Source organism: Arthrobacter sp. NPDC056727, from assembly GCF_042790555.1.
In the GTDB taxonomy this organism is placed as follows: Bacteria; Actinomycetota; Actinomycetes; order Actinomycetales; family Micrococcaceae; genus Arthrobacter.
In genome coordinates this window covers 1-24205 of the sequence record NZ_JBHTZA010000026.1, presented here as the reverse complement: position 1 = coordinate 24205, position 24205 = coordinate 1, and the positions used below count along the sequence as shown (strand labels likewise).

The window sequence follows — 24205 nt, the reverse complement described above, 5'->3', positions numbered from 1 at the left end:
GGGATGTCCTCAACGCTATGGCTGTTGGCTCTGATTGTGGAAGAGTATTGCTCCTATAAGTATCATTGCTGTTCGTAATGACTGCCCAGGCTCAGGAGGACGCATGTTCGAACCGGCCCAGCTCCGCTCCTTCCTCGCCGTCGCGGAAACGCTCAGTTTCACCAAGGCGGCAGAACGGCTGGGCCTGGCCCAGCCCACGGTCAGCCAGCACGTCCGCAAACTCGAGGCTGCCGCGAAGCGGACGCTCATCAGCCGGGACACGAGGGATGTCAGGCTGACGGACAACGGCGATGCCATGGCCGGCTTCGCCCGCAGCATCCTCGCCGCCCACGACGCCGCCGCCCGCTACTTTTCCGGCTCCGCCATGCGCGGGCGGCTGCGCTTCGGCACCGCTGACGACCTCGCCATTACCGGCCTGCCGCGCATCCTGCGTGAGTTCCGCCAGATCTACCCGCAGATCAACCTCGAGCTCACCGTCGGCCAGAGCGACCAGCTGTACAAGCGGCTGAATTCCGGCCAGCTGGACCTTGTCTTCGTGAAATGGGTTGCCGGCGCCAAGGACGGCACCGTGGTCCAGCACGACACCTTTTCCTGGGTGGGCCTGGAACAGACCGCACTCGAGCCGGGCCATCCCGTCCCGCTGATCGCCTATCCGGCGCCCAGCCTGAGCCGCAAGCTTGCCATCGACGCCTTGGAATCCGTGGGCCGGACGTGGCGCATCACGTGCACCACCAAGCAGATCAGCGGCGTACTGGCCGCCGTCCGCGCCGGCATCGGCGTGGCCGTGATGCCGTCCTCGCTGGTGCCCGAGGACCTGAAAGTCATCACCCGCCGCTTCGAACTGCCCCCGGTGGGGGACGTTGATTTCACGCTGATCAGGAACCCGCTGGCCAACGCCGAGGTCATCGACGCCCTGACCCAGGCCATCATGGGAAGGACCCTGAAGAAGCCGGTTTGAGCCGCTGCGGCAGGAAAAATGATTGATAACGGTTCGCAGCTGGCTTATGCTGTGACTGTTGCGGTCATGCAGCGGCTGTCAACACACAGGTTTCGAAAACGGACATGCTTGGCAAGGACGCCCGTGTGCCCGGGATAGGTACGCCGTGACCACAGCCGCAAACCCCCGCTACACCCGCCACTCCATGACCATGGACGCCGAATACGTCGGCCAGCCGAACTGCGAAAAGTGCGGAACAGACGAGTTCATCTACCTCGAGTCCTTCGTGCCGGCCAGGTACCGCCAGGACGGCACCGTCCGGAAGCTGGGCGAAGTCGCGTACACCTGCACCCGCTGCGAGGACTTTTCCGCACACAGCGTTCCCGCCTCATGGGCTCCACCCGGCTGGTATTTGGGTTAAGCAGCAACAGGCAAAAAGAACGGGCGGGCACCTGGTGGGTGCCCGCCCGTTCTTTTGCCTTACACGTGCCTTAGATCAGTGAATCGGAGAGGTGGTTCGGCGTGCCGAACCGGTGCGCGGTGATGCTGACGGCCTGCTCGTGCAGGAACGGCAGCATCTCAACGCGGCCGGCTTCCGTCACCTCGTGGGCATAGATGGCGAGGTCCGGACGGCCGCCGGTGGCTTCGGCGAGGTCGGACGCCGAGCCGCCGATCAGGCGGATGCGTCCGCCGGACAGCTTGCCCGCCGCGGCGAGACGGCCCGCGGAAGCCAGCCACGCGGCGTCGTCCTCCACCGTCACGGGGATGTCCAGTCCGGTGAGCACCGCACGCAGCTGGGCGGGCAGTTCGACGCCGGAGGAGACGGTGAGCGGGGCATCGGCAAGTACGCCGGCGGCTACTGTACGGACGAGCGCCCGGAGGGATCCGCCGTCGGACAGCCGGACGGTGACCGGCAGCGCACGGTAGCGGAAGATGTTCCGCTCGGCGCTCAGGTTCGAAACGTCCTTGGCGGTGCCGAATTCGTCCGCCCAGGCGAGGGCGTCGGAACCGAGCGCCCGCTGCAGCGCCTCGGTGTCGGCGGCGCTCAGTTCGCCCTTCACGGCGTCCACGAGCCGCTGGACCCGGCGGTTGGCGATGCCCGCAGCGGTGCCGTGGGTGCTCTCGGCGCTGGCCCAGTCACCGAGGCCGGCGAGGTAGTTCGGGCCGCCCGCCTTGGTGCCGGCGCCAACCGCCGACTTCTTCCAGCCGCCGAAGGGCTGCCGCTGCACGATGGCGCCGGTGATGCCGCGGTTGATGTAGAGGTTGCCTGCCTGGATGGTGTCCAGCCACACGCCGAGTTCGTCGGTGTTGAGGGAGTGCAGGCCGGCGGTGAGGCCGTACTCGATCTGGTTCTGGATGGCGATGGCCTCTTCCAGGGTGTCAGCGGTCATCACGCCGAGGACTGGGCCGAAGAACTCGGTGAGGTGGAAGTAGGATCCGCGCTTGACGCCGTAGCGCACGCCCGGGCTCCAGAGCCGGCCGGTGTCATCGAGTTTGCGCGGCTCGACGGCCCAGTTCTCGCCGTCGCCGAGCGTGGTCAGGGCGTTGAGCAGCTTGCCCTTCGCCGGTTCGATGATCGGACCCATCTGGCTGGTGGGGTCCTGCGGGTAGCCCACCTTCAGGGAGGTCACGGCGTCGATCAGCTGGTTGTGGAACCGCTTCGAGGTGGCCACGGAGCCCACCAGGATCACCAGGGAAGCAGCCGAGCACTTCTGCCCGGCGTGGCCGAAGGCGGAGTAGGCAACGTCCTTCGCGGCGAGGTCCAGGTCTGCGCTGGGGGTGACGATGATGGCGTTCTTGCCGCTGGTTTCCGCCAGGAGCGGCAGGTCCTTCCGGAAGGAACGGAACAGTTCGGCGGTCTCGTAACCGCCGGTGAGGATCACGCGGTCCACGGCGGGGTGGGAGATCAACTGCTGACCGAGCTCGCGTTCGCCCAGCTGCACCATGGTGAGCACGTCGCGCGGGACGCCGGCCTCCCACAGTGCCTCGATCATCACGGCGCCGCTGCGGCGGGCCTGCTTGGCGGGCTTGATCACGACGGCGGAGCCGGCGGCGAGTGCCGCGAGCGTGGAACCGGCGGGGATGGCCACCGGGAAGTTCCACGGCGGCGTCACCACGGTGAGCTTCGCCGGAACGAAGGTGGCGCCGTCGACGTCGTCGAGTTTGCGGGCGGATTCGGCGTAGTAGTGGGCGAAGTCCACGGCCTCGCTGACCTCGGGGTCGCCCTGGTCGATGGTCTTGCCGGTCTCGCTGGCCATGACCTCGAGCAGTTCCGCGCGGCGGGCCTCGAGGACGTCACCGGCGCGGTGCAGAATTTCGGCACGCTCGGCGCCGGACAGCGCACCCCACGCCTTGCCCTTTTCGACGGCGGTTTCAATCACCGTGTTGAGGGTGGCCGCATCGTTGATGGTGGCTGCCTCGACGGACGCGTTGCCCAGCGTGGACGCCGGGACGCGGTCCAGGATGGCCCGGCCCCAGTCGCGGTTCGCCGGCAGGGACGGGTCCGTGTCCGGGGTGTTCTGGAAGCCGGTGCGGGGCATCAGCTCTGCCGGGTGGCTGCGGTTCTGCAGGCGGTTAGGCGGCGGGACTTCGTCGTCGAGCTCTTTCAGGGAGGACAGGAAGCGCTGCTTTTCGCGCTCGAACAGCCCTTCGTTCTCGCTGAGCTCGAAGACGGCGGACATGAAGTTTTCCTGGCTGGCGCCCTCTTCGAGGCGGCGGATCAGGTAGGCGATGGCGACGTCGAATTCGGCCGGGTGCACCACCGGTGTGTAGAGCAGCAGGGAGCCGACGTCCTTCTTCACGGCTTCGGCCTGGCCCTGGGCCATGCCCAGGAGCATTTCGAACTCGATGCCCGACTCGACGCCGCGCTGCTTGGCCAGCAGCCAGGCGAAGGCGATGTCGAACAGGTTGTGGCCGGCGACGCCGATCCGGATGTTGCCGATCCGGTCCGGGTGCAGTGCGTAGTTGATGACGCGCTTGTAGTTGATGTCCGAGTCGAGCTTGGTGCCCCAGGTGGCCAGCGGCCAGTCATGCAGCGAGGACTCGACCTGCTCCATGGGAAGGTTGGCGCCCTTGACCACGCGGACCTTGATGGCCGCGCCGCCGTCTGCGCGGCGGGCGGCCGCCCATTCCTGCAGCCGGATCATGGCGGCGAGCGCGTCGGGAAGGTAGGCCTGGAGCACGATGCCTGCTTCCAGGTTCTTGAACTCGGGCTTGTCCAGGATCCGGGTGAAGACCGCGATGGTCATGTCCAGGTCCTTGTACTCCTCCATGTCCAGGTTGATGAACTTGGCCTTTTGCCCGGCGGTGGCGTAGGAGGCGGCGCGGGCGAACAGCGGGGTGAGCTTCTCGACGACGTGCTCCACGGCTTCGTCGAAGGCCCAGGCTGAGTGCGGGGCCACCGTGGAGGACACCTTGATGGAGACGTAGTCCACATCGGGGCGGGCCAGCAGCGTGTGGGTGCCTTCGAGCCGGCGGGAGGCCTCGTGCTCGCCCAGGACAGCCTCGCCGAGCAGGTTGACGTTGAGCTTGATGCCGTCCTTGCGGATCTTGGCGATGGCGGGGCCCAGCTTGGAGTCCGTGGCGTCAACGATGAGGTGGCCAACCATTTCGCGAAGGACCTTGCGGGCCACCGGGATGACAACCTGCGGCAGGACCGGGGCCATGACACCGCCGGCCTGGACAGCTTTGCGCATGTACCAGGGCAGGAAGGCGGGGACCTTCGGGGCGAGGGCGGCGAGGTTGCGGGCTGCTACGTGCAGGTCCTCGGGACGGACCACGCCATCCACGAAGCCCACGGTGAAGTCCAGGCCGTTCGGGTCCTTAAGGACGCCGGCGAGCTGCTCGGCGGAAGCGTCCACGGGAAACTTGCCGGCTTCGGTCAGCCAGCGGCGGACGAGGGCGACTGCGTCGGTGGCAAGGGCCGTCGCTTCGGCGACGTCGGACCCTGCCGAGGGGGTGGCGACGGTGCCGGTGACAGCGGCGCCCTTGCCTGCCTGCACGCGGTGATCCGTTGCGGTGTTGGTCATTGCTTTCCTCGTTCTTTCAATGCGATGTGATCCTCTTATTCATCAGTATGAGCCTGGCCTCCCTTAAGATAAAGCGATCTTTCCTGAGCAATACACATTAGAAATAACGATCGTTCTGGAATGGCGGCGCGCGCCCGACCGAACGTCCCGGCCGGCCTGCGGAAGGGTCCGCCAAAAAGCCGCAAAATCTGAGGAAGGGTCACAGGATTGCCGGCAGGATCTGAGGAAGCGTTGGGGACCCAACACGCGTCCTCAGCTCCCGCCGCCTGTCACCCGACGCGTCCTCAGCTTTCGCCGTCGGAACCCAAACCCTTCCTCAGATACCGTCGCCAAACGGCAAACCCTCCCGCACCTGGGGTGCGGAAGGGTTCGCGGGTATGGGCAAAACGGCCGGGGCCTACACAGGCGTGTGCATCTCCACTGCCTCGTTGTGCCGCGGGCTGTTGGGGTTCATCAGGGAGTGGCGCTTGCCGTAGCCGAAGTAAATCACCAGGCCGATCACGAGCCAGACGCCGAAGCGCAGCCAGGTTTCCCAGTGCAGCTGGAACATCAGGAAGGCGGAGGCCAGCACACCGAAGGCGGGTACCACGGGCATCAGCGGCAGGCGGAAGGTCCGCGGCGCCTCCGGCTTGGTGTAGCGGAAGATGATCACGGAAACGCAGACCACCACGAACGCGGCGAGGATACCGATGTTGGTGAGGTCGGCGACGGCCTTGATGGGGAACACGCCGGCCAGTAGCGCCGACGCAATACCGGCGATCCAGGTCACGCGCTGCGGGGTGCCGTGCCGGTCGGTCTTCGAGAACCAGCCGGGGAGGAGGCCGTCGCGGCTCATAGAGAACCACACGCGGGTGACGCCGAGAAGGAACGTGAGCATCACGGTGAGGATGGACAGCACGGCGAACACAGAAATGATGGTGGCGATGACGGGAAGGCCGACGCCCTGGAACGCCGAGGCGAACCCGGCGGCCGGATCGATGTCCTTGTAGTTCTGCATGCCGGTGAGCACGAGGGTGGCGGCAACGTAGAGCAGCATGGCGATGATGAGGGACAGGACGATGGCCTTGGGCATGTGCTTCTTGCCGTCGGTTGCCTCTTCAGCTGCGGTACTCATGGCGTCGTACCCGAACACGGCGAAGAACACGGTGGCCGAGCCGGCCAGGACGGGTCCAAAGCCGCTGGGCATGAACGGGTTGAAGTTCTGGGTGTTGATGTAGAAGACGCCCAGCCCAATGATGAACAGAATCAGGACAACCTTGATGGCGACGGCGATCAGTTCAAACCGGCCGAACGTCTTGGTGCCGCGCGAGAGGATCCAGGTAACCAGCAGGCAGACGAGGATGGCGGGGATGTTGATGATGCCGCCCTTGCCTTCATCCACGGTGGACGTCATCCAGGCGGGCATGTGGATCCCGATACCGGACAGGAACGCGTCGAAGTAGCCGGAAATGCCGATGGCCACCACGGCCACGATCGCGATGTATTCCAGCAGCAGGTCCCAGCCGATGAACCAGCCGATGATTTCGCCCAGCGCCACGTAGCCGTAGGTGTATGCCGAGCCGGCGCGCGGGATCATGCCGGCGAACTCGGCATAGGAAAGCGCCGCGGCAGCCGAGGCCAGGCCGGCGATCAGGAAGGAAATCAGCACAGCAGGTCCAACGCCCGGCGTACCCTCGCTGCCGTGCGCCACCAGTCCCGCCAGTGAAAAGATGCCGACGCCGATGATGCCGCCGACGCCGATGGCGGTCAACTGCCAGAGTCCGAGGGACTTGAATAGGCCGCTGTGCTTGTTCTCTACCTCGATGTCGTCAATGGGCTTGCGCCTCAAGATTGACTGCGAGGGATCTGTTGTACTCATCGGGACTCCTGCGTAGGTGCGGCCCCATCATTTCGCCCTGTGATGGGGGTAACTCAATCTGTTCAGTATGCAAGCAGTGTTGCATTAGATAAAGTGCATACTTCTAACCAGTATTCGTTAGTCCGACTATTCATTTGTGCAACCCAAGGAACAGTTCATGCTTGATGTTCGCCGGTTGAGGCTGCTCCGCGAGCTGAAGATCCGGGGCACGCTCGCCGAGGTGGCAGCAGCCCTGCAGTACAGTCCATCCTCAGTTTCCCAACAGTTGGCCCTGCTTGAGAAGGAAGTGGGGGTGGAACTGCTCAGGAAAACCGGCCGCCGCGTGCAGCTGACCCCGCAGGCCGAGGTTCTGGTGGCGCACACGGCCCATCTGCTGGAAACCCTGGAGCAGGCCGAGGCGGACCTGGCCGCATCCCTGACCACGGTCTCCGGCACGGTACGGATCGCCGTCTTCCAGTCCGCCGCGCTGGCGCTGATGCCGGACGCGCTGACCCGGCTCGCCGCGAGCTACCCCGACGTCCGGATCGAAATGACCCAGCGCGAGCCCGAGACGGCGCTGCATGAGACGTGGGCGCGCGACTTCGACCTGGTCATCGCCGAGCAGTACCCGGGCCACGCCGCGCCGCGCTACCCCGAACTGGACCGTGTACGCCTCACGAGTGACGCCATCCGCCTCGCCGTCCCGCCGGCAGCCGAGGGCCGGGCGAAAGTCGGCTCCCTCGCTGACACGGCGGAGATGCCCTGGGTCATGGAACCGCGCGGAGCGGCGTCGCGCCACTGGGCCGAGCAGGCCTGCCGGAGCGCAGGCTTCGAGCCCGATGTCCGCTTTGAAACCGCAGACCTCCAGGCCCAGATCCGCCTGATCGAGTCGGGAAACGCCGTCGCCCTGATGCCGGACCTGGTGTGGACCGGCCGGGGAACCACAGCCCAGCTGCTGGACCTTCCCGGCAAGCCGAGGCGGACGGTCTTCACCTCCGTTCGGCGCTCCGGCGCGCAGCGGCCGGCCATCCTCGCGGCCCGCGAGATCCTCGCCTCCACCGCCGCGTCCATTGCGGCCGCCCAGGAAATCGACACGGGAGCGGACGCCTCCGGCGCCCCGGCAGCGGCCCCCATTGCACCAGCAACGCCCGCAACTGAAGGAGCGGCGGCCGGCGGGGAACCGGTGTAGCGGGGTGTTCCCTGGCTCACAGCCAAGCGTTGACCCCGGCGTTAGACTGTTGACGTTATGAATCGCACAATGTTTAAGTCCAAGATCCACCGGGCCACCGTCACGCACGCGGACCTGCACTACGTGGGTTCGGTCACCGTTGACCTGGACCTGCTCGACGCTGCCGACATCCTGCCCGGCGAGCTCGTTGCCATTGTGGACGTCACCAACGGTGCCCGGCTCGAGACCTACACCATCGCCGGCGAGCGCGGTTCCGGCGTCATCGGGATCAATGGCCCCGCGGCGCACCTGGTGCACGAGAACGACACCGTCATTCTGATCACCTACGCGCAGATGACCACCGAGGAAGCCAAGGCGTACGAGCCCAGGGTTGTCCATGTGGACAAGGACAACCGCATCATCCAGCTCGGCAATGACCCCGCCGAGGGCCTCACGCCGGGACTGCTGCGGCCGCCGTTCGCGCTCAACAACGCCGCGCTGAGCTAATAACGCTGAGCTAGCGGCCACGAGATCCCTGCCACAAGGGCAACCGCGGCCGAATAAATATGATTAGGCTGGGATGGTGGACGCCACCCCCTGCCTCAGCCTGCCCTTAACGGCAACGACGTGCTAGGCGTCCTCGCAGGCTTTTTCGTGGTCTGGTCCATCATTCTGGTGGGCATGTTCGTGGGCCGGCGCAGGATCCTCGGCGAGAATGCCCGGCAGGTCCTAAGCGGGCTGACCTTCTTCGTGGCCAGCCCCGCGCTGCTTTTCGAGACGCTGAGCCGGGCAAGCCTGCGCGAGGTGTTCGCCGCACCGCTGCTCGTGGCGGCAGTGGGTGCCGTGAGCACAGCCGTCCTGTTTTTTGTCATCGTCCGGTTCCTGCTCAAGCGCACCGTTCCGGAATCACTGATGTCCTCCATGAGCGCCTCGCTGGCCAACTCCGCCAACCTGGGCATCCCGATCGCCGTGTACGTCCTCGGTGATGCCAGCCATGTCGCTCCCCTGCTGATCTTCCAGCTGGCGTTCTTCACTCCGATGTTCCTCATGGCCCTCGATGCCACCACCAGCTCGCACCGGACCACGCCGCTGCGGTTCGTGATGCTGATCCTGAAGAACCCCATGATCGTCGGTTCCGCCCTTGGCCTGCTGGTCGCCGGCACAGGCTTCCAGGTCCCGCCGCTGCTTCTGGAGCCCATCCATCTGATCGGCGGCGCCGCGATTCCGGCCATGCTGATGGCCTTCGGCATGAGCCTGAACGGGTCAAAGCCGCTGCAGGCAGATGCCGGCCGGCGAACCGATGCCCTGCTGGCCAGCGGCTTCAAGCTCTTCGTGCACCCCGCCATTGCCTATGTCTTTGCGCGCTTCGCCCTCGGGCTGGACGGCGCTGACCTGTTCGCCGTCGTGGTGACGTCCGCCCTGCCAACGGCGCAGAATGTGTTTGTCGCCGCGAGCCGCTACAAGGCCGGTCTCACGGTGGCGAAGGACACCGTTCTGATCACCACGATCGTCGCCGTGCCTGCGATGATCGGCGTGGCCCTGCTGCTGGCGTAGCCGCCGCCTCATCCCCGACCGCCCCGCGGCTGCCGCATGAACTGGAGGAAACCTTGAACACCACCCTGGACACCGTGATCATCGGAGGCGGAGCCATGGGTTCCGCCGCCGCCTGGGCACTGGCCGCACGCGGCCGCGACGTGACCCTGCTCGAGCAGTTCGCGCCCGGCCACCTGAAGGGCGCTTCGCACGGCGCCACCCGGAACCTGAGCCTCTCCTACGCCGAGCCCGAATACGTCGCCATGCTGGCCGAAGCGCTGAAGCTCTGGGCCGAGCTCGAAAACGAGAGCGGCGAACGGCTGCTGGCGCGCACCGGCGTCGTCAATCACGGCCCGGACCCGCGCCTCGGCGAGATCCATGCAGCACTGAACAGTGCCGGCCTGCGGGCGGACTTCGTTCCGCTCGCCGAAGCCGGCGAGCGCTGGCGGGGCATCCGCTTCGACCGCCAGGTGCTCCACATGCCCGACGGCGGCCAGCTCAACCCCGAGGCCGCCCTGCCGGCGTTCCAGCGGCTCGCCGCACGGAACGGCGCGGCAATCAGGCACGGCGTGAAGGTGGTGGGGCTGGAAATACTCGACGACGGCGTCCGGCTCACCGTGGACGACGACGGCCGGACCGAGGTGCTCACCGCCCGGCAGGCGGTGGTCACCGCCGGCGGCTGGACTTCCAAGCTGCTCGCCGGCTCGGTCATGACCCCGCGGCTGACGGTCACGCAGGAGCAGCCGGCCCACTTCGGGATCACGGACGACGGCGCCTCCTGGCCGGGATTCAACCACTTCCCCGGCGAGGGCGCGGACTACGCGAACTTCTACTCCCCCGTGTACGGCATGCTGACCCCCGGCGAGGGCGTCAAGGCGGGCTGGCACGGAGTGGGGCCCGTGGTGGATCCGGACCGGAGGTCCTACCTGCCCGAACCCCGGCAGCGCGCCGCACTCCAGCAGTATGCGAGGGACTGGCTGCCCGGCGTGGACGCCGACGCGATGACCGACATCAGCTGCACCTACACCACCGCGCCGGACCACAACTTCGTGCTGGACCGGATCGGGCCCGTGGTCATCGGGGCGGGCTTCGCCGGCCACGGCTTCAAGTTCACGCCGGTGGTGGGCCGGATCCTCGCGGACCTCGCCACCGGAGAGGGCCGGGCACCGGAGATCTTCGCAGCTTCCCGGGCGTAGGGCTTCCCGGTTCAGCTCCGCTGGTGCCGGTCCAGGAGCCGGGCGCAGCGGATGAACCCGAGGTGTGAGTACGCCTGCGGATGGTTCCCCAAATGCGTCTCGGTGCCCGGATCGTACTCCTCCGGAAGCAGCCCGGTGGGCCCGAACAGGTTGACCAGCTGGTCAAAGAGGTCCCAGGCGTCGGCGATCCGTCCCACCGCCACGTACGCCTCGATCAGCCAGGTGGTGCAGATGTGGAACCCGCCCTCCAGACCCGGCAGGCCGTCGTCGTACTTGTACCGGAAGACCGTGGGGCCCACCCGGAGTTCCCGCTCCACGGCGGTGACGGTGTCCAGGAACCGCTGGTCGCCGACGTCGAGCAGGCCGGACAGCCCGATGTGCAGGACCGCGGCGTCAAGGTCGGGGCTGTCGTAGGCCACGGTGTAGGACGCGGAACTGTCGTCCCAGCCCTCGCGGAGGACTTCCTCCCTGATGGTCGCGGCCGTCTCCGCCCAGGAGGGCCCGGGGCTACGGCCATGGCGTGCGGCAGTGCGCAGGGCCCGGTCCAGCGTGACCCAGCACATCACCTTGGTGTAGACGTGGTGCCGCGGTGCGCGGCGAGCCTCCCAGATGCCGTGATCGGCCTCATGCCACCGCGCCAGCACGGCGCCGGCCATCTGGACCAGCAGCTCCCAGTGCGCGTCCGCCAGCGATCCCCGGGACTCGCTCAGCCCGTGGATGAGCTCTGCTATGGGGCCGAACACATCCAGCTGGACCTGATGGTCCGCGGCATTGCCGATCCGCACGGGACGCGAGCCCGCATATCCTGGCAGGCTCTCAATGATCGCCTCCGTGGACAGCGGTGCACCGGTCACGGAATACAGCGGATGCAGCCACTCCGGTCCGGGGGCGTTGGCAAGGATGCCGGTCAGCCACCTGAGGAATCCGTCGGCTTCCGCCGTTGACCCCAGATCAACCAGGGCGTTCACGGTCATGGAACCGTCGCGCAGCCAGCAGTAGCGGTAATCCCAGTTGCGGGTGCCGCCGATTCCCTCCGGGAGGGACGTGGTTGGGGCCGCAAGCACGGCACCGGTGGGCTCATGGACCAGCGCGCGCAGCACCAGCGCAGAGCGCCGCACCAGGGACGGCTTCACGCCCGGCAGCGTCAGCCCTTGGACCCAGCGGCGGGAATGATGGGCGACGGCGGCCCGCCGGTCCGCTTCGTCCGTCACCGCTTCATCCGCGCCGGCCTGGTGCCGGGACTCCGTATCACCGCACCGCAGGTTGAGGACCACCGGTCCGTGCTGCAGGTTGACCTCGGCAGTGGCCGTGGCGTGCCGCCCGTCCGAGGTTATGGTGAAGCTGACGTCCTGTGCCAGGAGGATGATGGGGTCGGAGGTGCCGACGACGTGAACCTCGCTGCCGCGCGCCTCCATGCTGAAGGGCGCATTGGCGTAGTCCGGCCGCGGTGCGAAGACAATCCGTGCCGCGCCGGTGCCGGACAGTACCCGGACCAGGCTGGTGATGCCTTCCGGGGCAGGTTCGAGGTAGTCGGTCACGGTGACGTCCGCCCACCGCGTCTCCACGATCATGGTGCTGTCCACGTACCGCTGTCCCAGCACCCTCGACGCCTTGACCGGCTCCACGGAAAAGTGCCCGGCCGCGTCACCGCCGAGGATGTGGGCAAAGAGCGAGCCCGAGTCCGGCAGCGGGTGGCTCATCCAGCAGATCTTGGCGTCGGGTGTCACCAGTGCGGTGGAGGAGCCGTTCCCGATCATGGAGTGCCGTTCCAGGCCGACGGCGTCCTCGCCGAAAAGCCAGGCGCGGCGCAGTTCGAAGAGGATCCCGAGCACCCGCGCGAACGATTCCGGATCCTTCAGCCGGTGTTTGGCCGACGACGGCAGGTCCCCCACCCACAGCCCCATGTCCGGGCCGCGCAGCGTGTCCATGGCCAGTTCATCGCTCATGGCGTCGCCCGCGTACAGCGCGGCACTCACTCCCAGCCGGGCCCGGAGGTGGTCCAGGGCATCGGCTTTGGCGGGCTGCAGCACCGACAGGTCGAGGACGGAGCCGTCCACGATGAAGAACAGCCCCAGGGCCCGGGCAACCTCCTCCGCCTTGCCGGCGCACCTGGCCACAACGTCCGGGGCGGCGGACCTGGTGTGGACAGAGACAGCCACGGGCTTCCGTTCGACGCTGACGCCCTTATAGGCGCCCACCGCTTCGAGCAGCGCCTGGTTGGCCTGCTGCAGGACGGACTCGGTGGCCAGGGACAGCCCGTGGGCGAATCCCATGTCGAACTCCGCCCCGTGCGAACCCACCAGGTGCACCTCGGCGGGAAGCCTGGAGACGGCGGCCAGGTCACGCAGGGAGCGGCCCGAGATGACGGCGGCGTGCGTGTTGGGCAGCGCGGCCAGGGCACGGAGGGCAATGGCCGCGCTGCCCAGCGGCAGCGTTTCCGTGGAGATGCCTTCGGCGGCACACAGCGTTCCGCCGTAATTACAGGCAACCAGCAGCCCGGGGGTCCTGGCGAGGATCTTCAGTTCGCCAAGCAGCTGGGGTGTCAGCCCGTCGTCGGCCGCTTCCGACTGCACGAAGGCCCGGAGCAGGCCCAGCGGGAGGGACTTGGTCAGCAGTGCGGAGTCGGCCACGGTCTGGTTCAGCGGAGTGGGCATGCGCGGCAATCCTTCGGATTATCCCCAATCGGTCTTGGACTCCTCAAGTCTCTGCCGCGGCCGTTTCCCCTGAATATCCCGGTTATTGCGTCTGTGTAACTTTGCGGGCCCCTCCCCCGCCGGCATCAGCAGTTGGGCGAATCGTATTCGTAGGCTCCGGCGTCAGCGGCGGCCGTTCCCGCGCAGTCCCCGTTCTGTACGGAAGGGGCTTTCATGAGGTCCACGGTGTAGGGCGTGGCGCCGGCCCTGTCGATGGCCGGGCTGGTGCCGGTCAGGCGGAGGTCCGTCGGGGCATACGCGAAGCGGGCCGGCGCCGTCGTTGACGAACTGTTGGGCGTGATGTTGGTGGGACCGTTCAGCACGTTCTGCTTCTCAGTCCAGCCGGAACCGTTGATCCACAGGGAGTTTTTCACTCCCACCAGGATGTTGGCCCGGATGACCGTCGTGGCCGGACAGGTCGCATGGCACACGACCGCCTGCGACTGGGTTCCCGTCAGGTAAACGGTGTTGAATTCAAAGACGGTGCCGTTGGTGGGGCCCCACGATGTTCCGTTTCCCCTGGCAATGAGGCCCTTGGCCTCGGAGCAGTTGGCGCCGCACGTTGAGCGGATGAGGTTGTACCGGAACACGTTGCCGTCTGCGGTTCCCGAGGACTTTCCAAGTTCGGAAAAGTTGTTGTTGTCCAGCGATACGTTGTGGTGAATGTTGTTGCGGTTGCCGTTGTAGATTTCAAACGCGCCGCCGTCCTGGTTGTAGTCATAGGACTTGCCGGTGGATCCGCTGACGGTGTTGCCGGAGAATTCGTTGTCGCTGCCGTTAATCAGCACCCCAAAAGCCCCCGAGTCGTCGCTGCAGTTCACGGCGGTTGAGGTTCCGCAGTTAGTGCCCGGCGTATTCACGTTCATCACGTTGTTGTTGGTCAGTGAATTGCCCGCGTATTTGCCGAAGTCGGAGCCCGTGCCGATTTTGAGTCCGACTGCATTGCTGGACGCGCTGGAGTTCCGCACGGTATTGCGGTCGCCGGTGACGCTGATCCCGGCATATCCGCAGGCGACCGCGCGGAGGCCCTCAACGGTGGTGTAGTTGCCGTTGATCCTGATGCAGTTGCCGGATTTTCCGCCGGTGACGATCGGGGCGTTGCCCGTGCCGTAGCTGTTCAGCGTAATGGGTGCGGTGGAGGTTCCACTCTGCGCGGTGACGATGCCGCCGGTGAAGGTGTCACCCCGGCGGAACCTGACGGTGTCACCGGGCTTGAGAACGGCCTGGTTGAGCCTGGACAGCGTCCTCCAGGCCGCGGTGCTGGATGTGCCGGAGTTGCTGTCGCTGCCGGCGGCGCTCACAAAGTATGTGGTACCCGCAGCGGACGCCGGAACGGCAGTTCCCGCAACAAATCCACTGACCACGAGGAAGGCCATGAGAAAGGCAGCTGCAGTTGATTTGATCTTCATATCCCCCACCAGGAAACCTGCATTTGCAGGAAGTTTTAGAGCATCCCGAATCGCGGGCGCGGTTCGGCCCGTAATCAGGCGCAAATTGAGACCTTGCGAAATTAAAGCTAGGTTCCGCCCGGGCCGAAGTCAAAAGATATTGGTCTAAATAATGGCCCGCTGAGGGCTCAATTATTCGGCCGCCATTTCCGCATCGGGCGCTGACCTGCGGGTTTAGTCGCACCGCTCCCAGACAAGGCCGGCGAATATTTCCTTGCCGCGCCGGTCAGACGCGCACTAGGCCCGCCGCCTCCGCGAGGAGCTCCACGGAGCGAAGCCGTTCGGCGGTTCCGGTGCTCTGGTGGGCAACAATGAGCTCGTCGGCGTCGGCATGCCGGGCAAAGCCGTCCAGGTAATCCAGCACGGCGTCAGGGGTGCCCACGGCCGAGTACTTCATCATTTGCGAGACGTGCTGTCCCTGCGGCGAGTCCAGGATCATGTCCGCTTCGTCGTCGGTGAACTGTCGCCCGCCGCCGAAGAACAGCGAGACGCGTGCCCGCATCGTGGCCCGCAGCATCTCCTGGGCGTCCGAGGCAGCATCGGCGGCCACCACGTTGACCCCGGCGATGACGTGCGGTGCGGCCAGCTGCTCCGACGGCTTGAATTCCCGGCGGTACAGGGACACGGCGTCCTGCAGCGCATTCGGCGCGAAGTGCGAGGCGAAGGCGTAAGGCAGCCCCAGCTGGGCCGCCAGCCGCGCTCCGAAGAGGGAGGAACCCAGGATGTAGAGGGGCACGTTGGTTCCCCTGCCCGGCGTCGCCTCCACACCCTGCACGCGGGTAGGCCCCGTCAGGTAACCCTGCAGCTCCAGGACGTCCTGCGGGAAGGTGTCGGCCGACTGCGGGTCACGGCGCAGGGCGCGCATGGTGTTCTGGTCGCTGCCGGGAGCACGGCCGAGGCCCAGGTCGATCCGGCCCGGATGCAGGGTCTCCAGGGTGCCGAACTGCTCGGCGATGGTGAGCGGGGAATGGTTGGGCAGCATCACGCCGCCCGCCCCCAGCCTGATGCTGTCCGTGTTCGCGGCGACGTGGGCGATCAGCACGGACGTGGCCGACGACGCGATGGAGGACATGTTGTGGTGCTCGGCGTACCAGACGCGGCGGTAGCCGAGCTTCTCGGCCAGCTGGGCCATGGCAACGCTCCCGGCAAAGCTCTCCGCCGCCGTCTGGCCCTTGCCGATGGTTGCCAGGTCGAGGATGGAGAGGGGAACAGTCACGGCAGGATGGCCTTTCGTAGGGGTTGCGCAGCTGCCGGGCCCGCGGTGGTCCGGCACGTTGGGAACAACGACGGCGGGGCCCGGGTTATTTCTGTCCGGCGCGGTGACGCTGTCCACATATCCCGCCCAAGCACCTCCCGCTATGCTGGCGGCATGGCCAACAAGTCCACCGCAGATAAAGTAGCCACCATCCAAAAGGGCTACGCCCTTGAGGGTGCCACCATCGAGCTGGGTGCCGCCATCGTCGACGGCGAACTGCACAAGGACGCGCCGGTCCGGCTGCCGCTTTCCATGATGAACCGGCACGGGCTCGTGGCCGGCGCCACCGGCACGGGCAAGACCGTCACCCTGCACATGATGGCGGAACAGCTCTCCACCGCCGGCGTGCCGGTTTTCCTGGCAGACATCAAGGGCGACCTTTCGGGGCTTGCCACGGCGGCTCCCGGGAGCGAGAAGCTGGCCAAGCGGACCGAGAGCATCGGGCAGGCATGGTCCGGGAAGACGTTCCCGGTGGAGTTCCTGGCCCTTGGCGGGGACGGCGATGGCATCCCGGTCCGTGCCACCATCACGTCCTTTGGCCCCATCCTGCTCTCGCGCGTCCTGGAGCTCAATGACACGCAGGAATCCAGCCTGCAGCTCGTATTCCACTTCGCTGATAAGAACAACCTCGAGCTGGTGGATTTGAAGGACCTGCGCGCCGTCATCCAGTTCCTCACCGCCGACGAGGGCAAGGAAGCACTCAAGGAGCTGGGCGGCCTGTCCAAGGCCACTGCCGGCGTCATCCTGCGCGAGCTGGTGGCCCTCGAGGCGCAGGGCATGGAGCGTTTCTTCGGTGAGCCGGAGTTCGACACCGCCGAGCTGCTCCGCACGGCCCCGGACGGGCGCGGCGTCATCAGCTGCCTGGAGCTTCCCACGCTGCAGACCAAGCCGATGGTTTTCTCCACCTTCCTGATGTGGCTTCTCGCGGATCTGTTCGAGGACCTGCCCGAAGCCGGCGACCTCGACAAGCCAAAACTCGTGTTCTTCCTCGACGAAGCGCACCTGCTCTTCAACGACGCCTCAAAGGCCTTCCTGGAAGCCATCACCACCACCGTCCGCCTGATCCGTTCCAAGGGCGTGGGAATCTTCTTTGTCACGCAGACCCCGAAGGACGTCCCCGCGGACGTCCTCGGGCAGCTGGCCAACCGCATCCAGCACGCCCTCAGGGCTTTCACGCCCGAGGATGCGAAGGCCCTCAAGGCAACCGTCTCCACGTTCCCGGTCAGCGACTACGACCTCGAGGAAACCCTGACGTCCGCGGGCATCGGCGAAGCTGTCGTCACCGTCATGAATGAGAGAGGCGCCCCGACGCCGGTGGCACTGACCCGGCTGCGCGCACCGGAGTCCATCATGGGTCCCAGCGCCGTCGAACTGGTCCGGAGCACCGTGGCGGGATCGGCGCTGCTCGCAAAGTACGGCACCGCGGTGGACAACGTCTCGGCGTACGAGAAGCTGACGGGCAAAGCCGGGGCGTCCACAGGCGCCGCGGCACCCGGCCAGCCGCCTGTGCCCTCGCCCGACGTGTTCGTCCCCAGCAGCCCTGATCCGACCGCCATCGAGGACGAGGCACGCCGTATTGAGGAGGAGATCCTCGGCCGTCCCAGCAGCAGGCAGCCAGGTGGCTGGCAGCCCGGCGGTGGCGGGCATGGTGCAGAGGAGGCGCCTCCGCCCGCGTCCCGGCGCCAGGCTCCGCAGTCCGGCGGCATGATGGAGGACATCACCGGAGCCCTTGGCGGCGTCCTTGGCAGCGGCCTGAAAAGCATGGCCCGGTCCATGGGCACCCAGCTGGGCCGGGAGCTCCTGCGGGGCGTTTTCGGCACCTCGTCCCGGCGCCGCCGCTAGCGAAAGACGCCGCCGGCAGCGGCGGGTGGGGCTCCGCCGTCGGGCGTTCCTGCGCCTTGGACGTACGTCACGGTGACCGGCGCTACTCCAGAGTTACCTGACGTTGCAGGTAACGTGGGGTGCGTGCAAATGAGTCAAGCGTTGGTGAAAACGGCGGCCGGATGGCTGCTGGGCCTCATGCTTGCCATCGTCGGCGCCATCGTTTCGGTCAATTTGGTCAACTCCTCTGTGGCCAGTCCGCAGCAGCCGGTGCGCGAATATCTGGAGGCGCTGCAGCACGGCGAAGGCGAGCGGGCGCTTGGCCTGCTCCGCGCTTCGGTGCCGGACGCCGACCCCGCCATGCTCGACGGAACGGCCCTGCAGACGTCGGCTTCACGGATCACGAACGTCAGGCTGGGCGCCGCAGTTGCGCGTGGCGGCAACCGGGTGATGGTGCCGATGGACTACACCATCGACGGCAGCCAGCTGCACACCGAATTCCTGCTGGAAAGCACCGGCACCGAATGGCTGTTCTTCCACAAATGGTCCTTCGTGCCCACCACGCTGCCCACTGTGGACGTGACGGTGGTGAACTCCGGCGAGGCAACGATGAACGGCGTGCCGGTGAATATGCCCGGCGGCCACAACAGCTTTGCGGCTTTTTATCCCGGCGAGTACGAGGCGTCCCTCAACGGCCAGTACTTCGCCGCTCCGCCCACGCGGGCCACTGTCTCCGGCCGCGAGGCTCCCGCCGCACCCCTGAACCTGCTCACGCATGCCACCGACGAACTGAACCAGGCGGTGTCCGCCCGGGTCAAGGAATTCCTCGACAAGTGCGCTGCGGAGGCCAGCCAGCAGCAGCGGCTCCAGCCCGACTGTCCGTTTTACCACGTTACGAACAACCGGATTGTACCCGGGACCATCAAGTGGAGCATCACCGAGTACCCGAAGATCACCATCGAGCCTTTCGACGGCAAGTGGGTGGTGGCGCCGCTGGACGGCAAGGCCAAGATCACCGCCGAGGAGGTCGACCTGTTCACCGGAGCCGTCTCGCCCTTGGACGTCGAGCACGAGTTCAGCTTCACGACGCGTCTGGACATCAACGGCGACACCATCAAGGTCACGCCGCTCCTCGCCTTCTAGGGTTCTGCGGCGGCCCGGGCTGGCCCGGTTTTGGACCTCAACCCGACGACAACGGCCCGGTATTCCCGCCGCGAGGGCGGAAAACCGGGCCGCTTCAGCCAGGCGTCAGCTGAGCCGCAGGGACCTCAGTCCATGCCGCGGAGGTCCAGCACCAGGTCGGTGTCGCCGTCGGCCTGCAGCACCACGGGGATGCCCCAGTCCTGCTGGTAGAGGTGGCACGCGGCGTGGTCCGGGATCTCGCCGTCTTCGGTTTCGGGGCCGTCGCAGGCAGCTGCCCGGGCAGTAATGTGCAGCACGCCCTCCGGAACGTCGGAGGCCAGTTCCAGCGTGCGGAGCAGGCCCACGGAGGTCCCGCCGCCGGACACGAGCAGCTCCGGCGGGGTGGAGGAGATCTTCAGCTGGGTGGGATCGCCCCAGCGGTCATCGAGCTTCTGGCCGGTGGGTGCCGTGAAGCGGACCGTGAGCTCCAGCAGGCCCGGTGCCACAGGGCTCTTGGGCCGGTGCGTCTGGGCGGCGCCCTCGTCCACCTGCTGCGCTTCCTTGGGGATGGGCACGTACACGAGCTGGTGCTTGTTCGCCTCGACCACCACCAGCAGCGGCTCGGAGCCCGCCGTCTGGGTGTGGTCGACGATCACGTCGGACGGCTCGGAGAGGCCCCGCGCCAGCGTGGAAACAGTCCGGGTTGCGGGGTCGTAGCGGCGCACAGCACCGTTGTAGGTGTCGGCGATGGCCACGGACCCGTCCGGGAGCACGGTGACGCCGAGCGGGTGCTGCAGGCGCGCCTCGGACGCCTCGCCGTCGCGGAAGCCGAAGTCGAAGAGTCCCTTGCCCACGGCGGACTCAACGGTGACGGTGCCGTCGTCGCCGATCACCAGCTTGCGGAGGGCAGAGGTTTCGGAGTCGGCCACCCAGACATTTCCGTCCGCGTCCTCGGCCACACCTGACGGCTGCGCGAACCAGGCCTCGTGGGCGGCGCCGTCCAGCAGGCCTTCCAGTCCGTTGCCGGCGATGATGGAAACATCCCCGGTGAGCGGTTCGTAGCTGAAGATCTGGTGCACACCGGCCATGGCGATCACCACGGCGTTCAGCTTGCTGGACCAGACGACGTCCCACGGCGAGCTGAGGGCGACGTCCAGGGGATGGTCCCCCAGGCGCCCGGTGAAGCCGGCCGCGTCCTCGTCAACGCGGGCGGGCCCGGTCTCGAGGAGCCGCTGCACGCCGCTTCCCACGAGCGTGGTGACAGTTCCGTCTGCGAGCGACAGTCCCCGCAGGCGGTGGTTGACGGAGTCTGCAATGACGACGTCGTAGCCCGTCTTGGCTGCCACGTCTTCCGGCAGCAGGACAAGACCCTGCGGCTCGTTGAACCGGGCGGCGCCTGCGGCGCCGTCGGTGTGGCCCTTCTCCCCGGAACCGTACGTGTTCAGGACGGTGTGGAAGTCGGTGCCGAGCTCCAGGACCCGGTGGTGGCCGGTGTCGGTGACCAGCCAGCTGCCGGCCCCGGCGGCGGCACCGGCGTCGGACGTGGAACCCCGGCCGGACGGCAGGTAGAGGGCTTTGCCTGGGAACCGCAGGGTGCCCGACGTCGGCTCCGGGGCCACGTAGGGGCCGCTGCCGCGGTGCAGGGTGCCGCGGGCCTCATGCTCGGCGATCAGCTCGGGGATCAGCACGCCGAGGCCGTCGGCGTGGCCTTCGCCCGACAGGTGCGCCACGATGTAGCCCTCGGGGTCAATGACCACCAGCGTGGGCCAGGCGCGCGCCGTGTAGGCCTTCCAGGTTTCCAGCTCGGGGTCGTCCAGGACCGGGTGGTGGATCTCGTAGCGCTCCACGGCGGCGGCCAGCGCGACAGGATCGGCCTCGTGCTCGAATTTCGGGGAGTGCACGCCCACCGTAACCAGGACATCGGAGTACTTTTCCTCCAGCGGGCGGAGCTCGTCCAGCACGTGGAGGCAGTTGATGCAGCAGAAGGTCCAGAAGTCGAGCAGCACGATCTTGCCGCGCAGGGCTTCCAGGTCCAGGGACTTGCCGCCGGTGTTGAGCCAGTTGCGGCCCACCAGTTCGGAGGCGCGGACCCGGAGGTGGGTGCGTACGGTTTCGCTCATCAGCGTCCTTCCAGCTTTGAGTTGCGTTCAGCCAGCTTGGCGTCGCGTTCAGCCAATTTGGCAAACATATCGTTATAAGCGGTGAGATCGGCGTCGTTATTCCTGTCCGCGGCCCGGTCGGTGCGCCGGGTTTCACGTTCATCCGATCGTGACCACATGATGGCGACGCCGATCGCCACCAGCAGTGTGGGTACTTCGCCGATGCCCCAGGCCACGGCACCGCCCATCTGTTGGTCCAGCAGGGCTGAGCCTCCCCAAGTGCGGCCGAGGTTGCCGAAATAGTCGGCGGCCAGCAGGTTGGTGCCGCCCATGATGGCCACGCCGAAGAACGCGTGGAAGCCCATGGTGGCCAGCAGCAGGAGGAGCCGGAAGGGATACGGCGCACGCCGGGGCAGCGGGTCCGTGCCGATCATGCTGAGCACGAAGATGTAGCCCGTCAAGGCAAAGTGCAGGTTCATCAGCTCGTGCCCCACGTGCTCCCGCATCGCCAGGCCGAAGGCGTCCGAGTAGTAGAACAGCACGATGGAGCCGGCGAAGTTGGCCGCAGCGAACAGCGGGTGGGTGACTACCTGCGAGAATTTCGAGTGCACAAACAGCAGGAGCCATTCCCGGAGGCCGCGCGAACCGTCCTTCCTTGCCGGCAGCGCCCGGAGCGCAAGCGTCACGGGGGCGCCGAGCACCAGGAAGATCGGCGCCACCATGGTGAGGGCCATGTGGTCCACCATGTGCGCGGAAAACAGTACCCGGCCGTATACCGACGGCGGTCCCGACGTGATGTAGGTCAGCACCAGGAGGCCGATGATCCAGGTCACGGTGCGGAACCAGGGCCATTTGTCCCCGCGTGCGCGGACCTTGGCAACGCCGAGGAGGTAGGACGCCAGGCCGAACACGGCAACGGCAACCCAGAGCCAGTCCAGGCGCCATTCGGTGAACCAGCGTTCAGGAGTCAGTTCGGGGGGCAGCTCGTAGCCGGAAAGGACGAACGCCGGCGAAGCGTCGGGGGCATAGCTGGTGGGTTCCGGCGGCGCGGAGCGGCCCAGCGCGACGGCGATGCCGGACGTGGCGCCCATGATCAGGAGTTCGATGAGAATCAGCTGCCAGAGGACGCGCCGCGCGGACATGGCCGCTCCCGCACGGGCCAGCTGCGGGATGACCCACTGCCGGTGCATGAAGCCGATTCCGCCGAGTACCAGGGTTGCGGCGGACTTGGCGAGGATGAGCTGTCCGTAGGCCGAACCGAAAAGATCGGTCCAGCTGGTCACCCGGATGCTGGCATTGACGACGCCCGACGCGAACACCAGCGCAAAGGCGAAACCCGCGAGGGAGGAGAACCGGCGGAGGACCGGTTCCGTGATGTCCGGGCCTCCCTGGGCTGGCTGGCTCGTCTGGCTGCGGGCCGCGTTCCGCGGGCCGAGGGTGCCGGAGAGGAGTGCGAGCAGGATGATGCCGCCCACCCAGACGCTGACGCCCACCAGGTGCAGGCCCAGCGAGTTGATGGCGCCCTCGTGGTCGTTGGAGCTGGCCGAGTGGCCGATCAGGGCCGTGGGAACCAGTCCGATCAGCGCCAGCAGCAGCGTGAACGCCAGGCCTGTCAGTGACCGCACCCCAAAAAGGGCGGTTGTCACGACGGCGGCGATGATCGTCACGGCCAGCCAGGCGCGCCCGGTTTCAATGTCTGTCATGAAGTAGACGAGGGCTCTGGTGTATTCGGCGTCCCCGGAGATGCCCTGGCCTGCCACATCAGAATAGGTAAGCACCAGCACGGCGATGGCAGACAGCGTCCATGCCACGCCCGCAGCGGCCGCGACGGCAAGGGCGCGGGTGAAGGCCGGGTGTTCCGGGGCGTCGGCCTCCCTCGACCGGGCGGCGCCGACCTTGTGCGGCAGGATACCCGCAGCGAAGATGAGTCCGCCGATTACGGCGGCCAGGGATACGTTGTGGATGGCTTTACTGACCGGAAGCCCCCACCGGACCAGCGCGCCAGGATCGGAAACTTCACGGGCGGCTGCGGCGCCGGAGAACAGCAACGCGGCCACCAGCCCAAGGAAGAGGGCACCGAGTCCGGCCAACTGCCAGGTTCGCTGAATGCCGAAGGCCATGTCAGTGCCCCGCATGCCCGAATCGGGCGCGGGTTGCGGTGTAAGGGGTTTTGCTGCTGAGGGCACCTATCCATTGTCCGCTACCGCCGCCGAGGCGGCGAATCGAGGGTAGGCGTATCGGAGCTTAACGCCAAGAGGAGCGGCACCCTCACGGGTGCCGCTCCTCTTGAGCTGTGAAAAGACTACTTCTTGGAGACAGCCGCCTTCAGCTTGGAGCCAGCGGTCAGCTTGACGCTGTGGCCGGCTGCAATCTGGATGGTCTCGCCGGTCTGCGGGTTGCGGCCAGTGCGGGCTGCACGGTCGGTGCGCTCAACTGCGAGCCAGCCCGGGATGGTGATCTTCTCGCCGGCGGCGACAGAAGATTCGAAAACCTCGAACAGTGCATCGAGCACGGAGTTGACGGCTGCCTGGCTGGTGCCAGCCTTGCCTGCTACCTCTGAAACGAGTTCACTACGGTTCTTAGCCATGTAAGTCCTCCTGGACGCTCTTGATTCTGGAGCCTGCATGCGGCGTGCGTGCAAGCCACTGTTCGAAAACTTACCAGCTTGCACCCATGAGGAGGGCAAATTCCGCGTGTTTCCGCGACTTTTTGACCTAAATCACCGGGATTTCAAGGATTTTCAGCCCAAAGCGGCCTCCGGCCCGGGGTCTGTCCTCACGTGAGCCGCCCTCACGCTGCCTCGAGTCCCCATGCAGCCCACCCGTGGCCGCGTGATTTCAGGGAGCGTTCGTCAATACCCGGCGGGATCTGCGGAAGGGTCTGTAGTAAGGCGGGAGGATCTGCGGGAGCGTGTGGGGGGTGTCTGTTCGCCTGGGACGCGGCCCCGGGGTCGTGTCGGGTGTGGGTGGTGTGTTAAATGCGGGAGAGCCCCGACCAGTGATCCTGGTTGGGGCTCTCGACCTAATGGTTGTCCGGCGGTGACCTACTCTCCCACACCCTCCCGGGTG

At 66.7% G+C, this 24205-nt stretch carries 16 protein-coding genes; 8 read left to right on the top strand and 8 right to left on the bottom strand.

Annotation, left to right across the window (positions count from 1 at the left end):
• Nucleotides 1-103 precede the first annotated feature (103 nt).
• The gene (locus ACFRAH_RS20340) at nt 104-958 is read left to right on the top strand and encodes a LysR family transcriptional regulator (protein ID WP_377992721.1); all 855 of its coding nucleotides are present in this window, start codon (nt 104-106) and stop codon (nt 956-958) included.
• Nucleotides 959-1103: 145 nt separating this feature from the next.
• Nucleotides 1104-1358, top strand: a complete 255-nt coding sequence (locus ACFRAH_RS20335) for a hypothetical protein (protein ID WP_377992720.1) — start codon at nt 1104-1106, stop codon at nt 1356-1358.
• A 70-nt stretch (nt 1359-1428) separates the two neighbouring features.
• Here ACFRAH_RS20335 and ACFRAH_RS20330 read toward each other — a convergent pair whose 3' ends face one another.
• On the bottom strand, nt 1429-4965 hold the full coding sequence (locus tag ACFRAH_RS20330) for a bifunctional proline dehydrogenase/L-glutamate gamma-semialdehyde dehydrogenase (RefSeq protein ID WP_377992719.1): 3537 nt from the start codon (nt 4963-4965) through the stop codon (nt 1429-1431).
• Nucleotides 4966-5362: 397 nt separating this feature from the next.
• Entirely contained in the window at nt 5363-6823 is a 1461-nt protein-coding gene (locus ACFRAH_RS20325; protein WP_377992718.1) for an amino acid permease, read from the bottom strand.
• A 157-nt stretch (nt 6824-6980) separates the two neighbouring features.
• Here ACFRAH_RS20325 and ACFRAH_RS20320 point away from each other — a divergent pair, with 157 nt between their 5' ends.
• The 4 genes from ACFRAH_RS20320 to ACFRAH_RS20305 all read left to right on the top strand — a co-directional run bounded on the left by ACFRAH_RS20320 (nt 6981) and on the right by ACFRAH_RS20305 (nt 10699).
• Nucleotides 6981-7991 carry a LysR substrate-binding domain-containing protein gene (locus tag ACFRAH_RS20320; protein WP_377992717.1) on the top strand — a complete coding sequence of 337 codons (1011 nt, stop codon included), beginning with the start codon at nt 6981-6983 and terminating at the stop codon, nt 7989-7991.
• A gap of 57 nt (nt 7992-8048) precedes the next feature.
• Nucleotides 8049-8477 carry an aspartate 1-decarboxylase gene (panD, locus tag ACFRAH_RS20315; protein WP_377992716.1) on the top strand — a complete coding sequence of 143 codons (429 nt, stop codon included), beginning with the start codon at nt 8049-8051 and terminating at the stop codon, nt 8475-8477.
• 120 nt (nt 8478-8597) lie between these two features.
• Complete coding sequence (locus ACFRAH_RS20310) at nt 8598-9524, top strand: AEC family transporter (protein WP_377992715.1); 927 nt, start codon at nt 8598-8600, stop codon at nt 9522-9524.
• 53 nt (nt 9525-9577) lie between these two features.
• Complete coding sequence (locus tag ACFRAH_RS20305) at nt 9578-10699, top strand: FAD-dependent oxidoreductase (protein WP_377992714.1); 1122 nt, start codon at nt 9578-9580, stop codon at nt 10697-10699.
• 11 nt (nt 10700-10710) lie between these two features.
• Here the strand turns inward: ACFRAH_RS20305 and ACFRAH_RS20300 are convergent, their stop codons facing one another.
• The 3 genes from ACFRAH_RS20300 to ACFRAH_RS20290 form a co-directional block, all read right to left on the bottom strand.
• A complete protein-coding gene (locus tag ACFRAH_RS20300) occupies nt 10711-13353 on the bottom strand; it encodes a trehalase-like domain-containing protein (protein ID WP_377992713.1) in 2643 nt (880 codons plus the stop codon).
• A gap of 125 nt (nt 13354-13478) precedes the next feature.
• On the bottom strand, nt 13479-14801 hold the full coding sequence (locus ACFRAH_RS20295; protein ID WP_377992712.1) for a hypothetical protein: 1323 nt from the start codon (nt 14799-14801) through the stop codon (nt 13479-13481).
• A gap of 265 nt (nt 14802-15066) precedes the next feature.
• Nucleotides 15067-16056: an LLM class flavin-dependent oxidoreductase gene (locus tag ACFRAH_RS20290; protein ID WP_377992711.1), complete on the bottom strand. Its 990-nt coding sequence runs from the start codon at nt 16054-16056 to the stop codon at nt 15067-15069.
• A gap of 153 nt (nt 16057-16209) precedes the next feature.
• Between ACFRAH_RS20290 and ACFRAH_RS20285 the strand changes: the two genes are divergently transcribed.
• Nucleotides 16210-17937, top strand: a complete 1728-nt coding sequence (locus ACFRAH_RS20285) for a helicase HerA-like domain-containing protein (protein WP_377992710.1) — start codon at nt 16210-16212, stop codon at nt 17935-17937.
• A 129-nt stretch (nt 17938-18066) separates the two neighbouring features.
• Complete coding sequence (locus tag ACFRAH_RS20280) at nt 18067-19059, top strand: hypothetical protein (RefSeq protein ID WP_377992709.1); 993 nt, start codon at nt 18067-18069, stop codon at nt 19057-19059.
• A gap of 125 nt (nt 19060-19184) precedes the next feature.
• On the opposite strand, the gene ACFRAH_RS20275 is transcribed toward ACFRAH_RS20280, so the two are convergent.
• The 3 genes from ACFRAH_RS20275 to ACFRAH_RS20265 all read right to left on the bottom strand — a co-directional run bounded on the left by ACFRAH_RS20275 (nt 19185) and on the right by ACFRAH_RS20265 (nt 23724).
• A complete protein-coding gene (locus tag ACFRAH_RS20275) occupies nt 19185-21158 on the bottom strand; it encodes an NHL domain-containing thioredoxin family protein (protein WP_377992708.1) in 1974 nt (657 codons plus the stop codon).
• Complete coding sequence (locus ACFRAH_RS20270) at nt 21158-23272, bottom strand: cytochrome c oxidase assembly protein (RefSeq protein ID WP_377992707.1); 2115 nt, start codon at nt 23270-23272, stop codon at nt 21158-21160. Before ACFRAH_RS20270 ends, ACFRAH_RS20275 begins: the two co-directional genes overlap by 1 nt.
• 167 nt (nt 23273-23439) lie before the next feature.
• Nucleotides 23440-23724, bottom strand: coding sequence for an HU family DNA-binding protein (locus tag ACFRAH_RS20265; protein WP_003803320.1), 285 nt, complete (start codon nt 23722-23724; stop codon nt 23440-23442).
• Between the last annotated feature and the right edge of the window lie 481 nt (nt 23725-24205).

Coding starts and splice junctions, on each gene's coding strand:
- panD (WP_377992716.1), top strand. CDS start 8,049: ATGAATCGCACAATGTTTAAGTCCAAGATCCACCGGGCCACCGTCACG.
- ACFRAH_RS20285 (WP_377992710.1), top strand. CDS start 16,210: ATGGCCAACAAGTCCACCGCAGATAAAGTAGCCACCATCCAAAAGGGC.
- ACFRAH_RS20340 (WP_377992721.1), top strand. CDS start 104: ATGTTCGAACCGGCCCAGCTCCGCTCCTTCCTCGCCGTCGCGGAAACG.
- ACFRAH_RS20275 (WP_377992708.1), bottom strand. CDS start 21,158: ATGAGCGAAACCGTACGCACCCACCTCCGGGTCCGCGCCTCCGAACTG.
- ACFRAH_RS20320 (WP_377992717.1), top strand. CDS start 6,981: ATGCTTGATGTTCGCCGGTTGAGGCTGCTCCGCGAGCTGAAGATCCGG.
- ACFRAH_RS20265 (WP_003803320.1), bottom strand. CDS start 23,724: ATGGCTAAGAACCGTAGTGAACTCGTTTCAGAGGTAGCAGGCAAGGCT.
- ACFRAH_RS20325 (WP_377992718.1), bottom strand. CDS start 6,823: ATGAGTACAACAGATCCCTCGCAGTCAATCTTGAGGCGCAAGCCCATT.
- ACFRAH_RS20270 (WP_377992707.1), bottom strand. CDS start 23,272: ATGCGGGGCACTGACATGGCCTTCGGCATTCAGCGAACCTGGCAGTTG.
- ACFRAH_RS20330 (WP_377992719.1), bottom strand. CDS start 4,965: ATGACCAACACCGCAACGGATCACCGCGTGCAGGCAGGCAAGGGCGCC.
- ACFRAH_RS20300 (WP_377992713.1), bottom strand. CDS start 13,353: ATGCCCACTCCGCTGAACCAGACCGTGGCCGACTCCGCACTGCTGACC.
- ACFRAH_RS20295 (WP_377992712.1), bottom strand. CDS start 14,801: ATGAAGATCAAATCAACTGCAGCTGCCTTTCTCATGGCCTTCCTCGTG.
- ACFRAH_RS20280 (WP_377992709.1), top strand. CDS start 18,067: ATGAGTCAAGCGTTGGTGAAAACGGCGGCCGGATGGCTGCTGGGCCTC.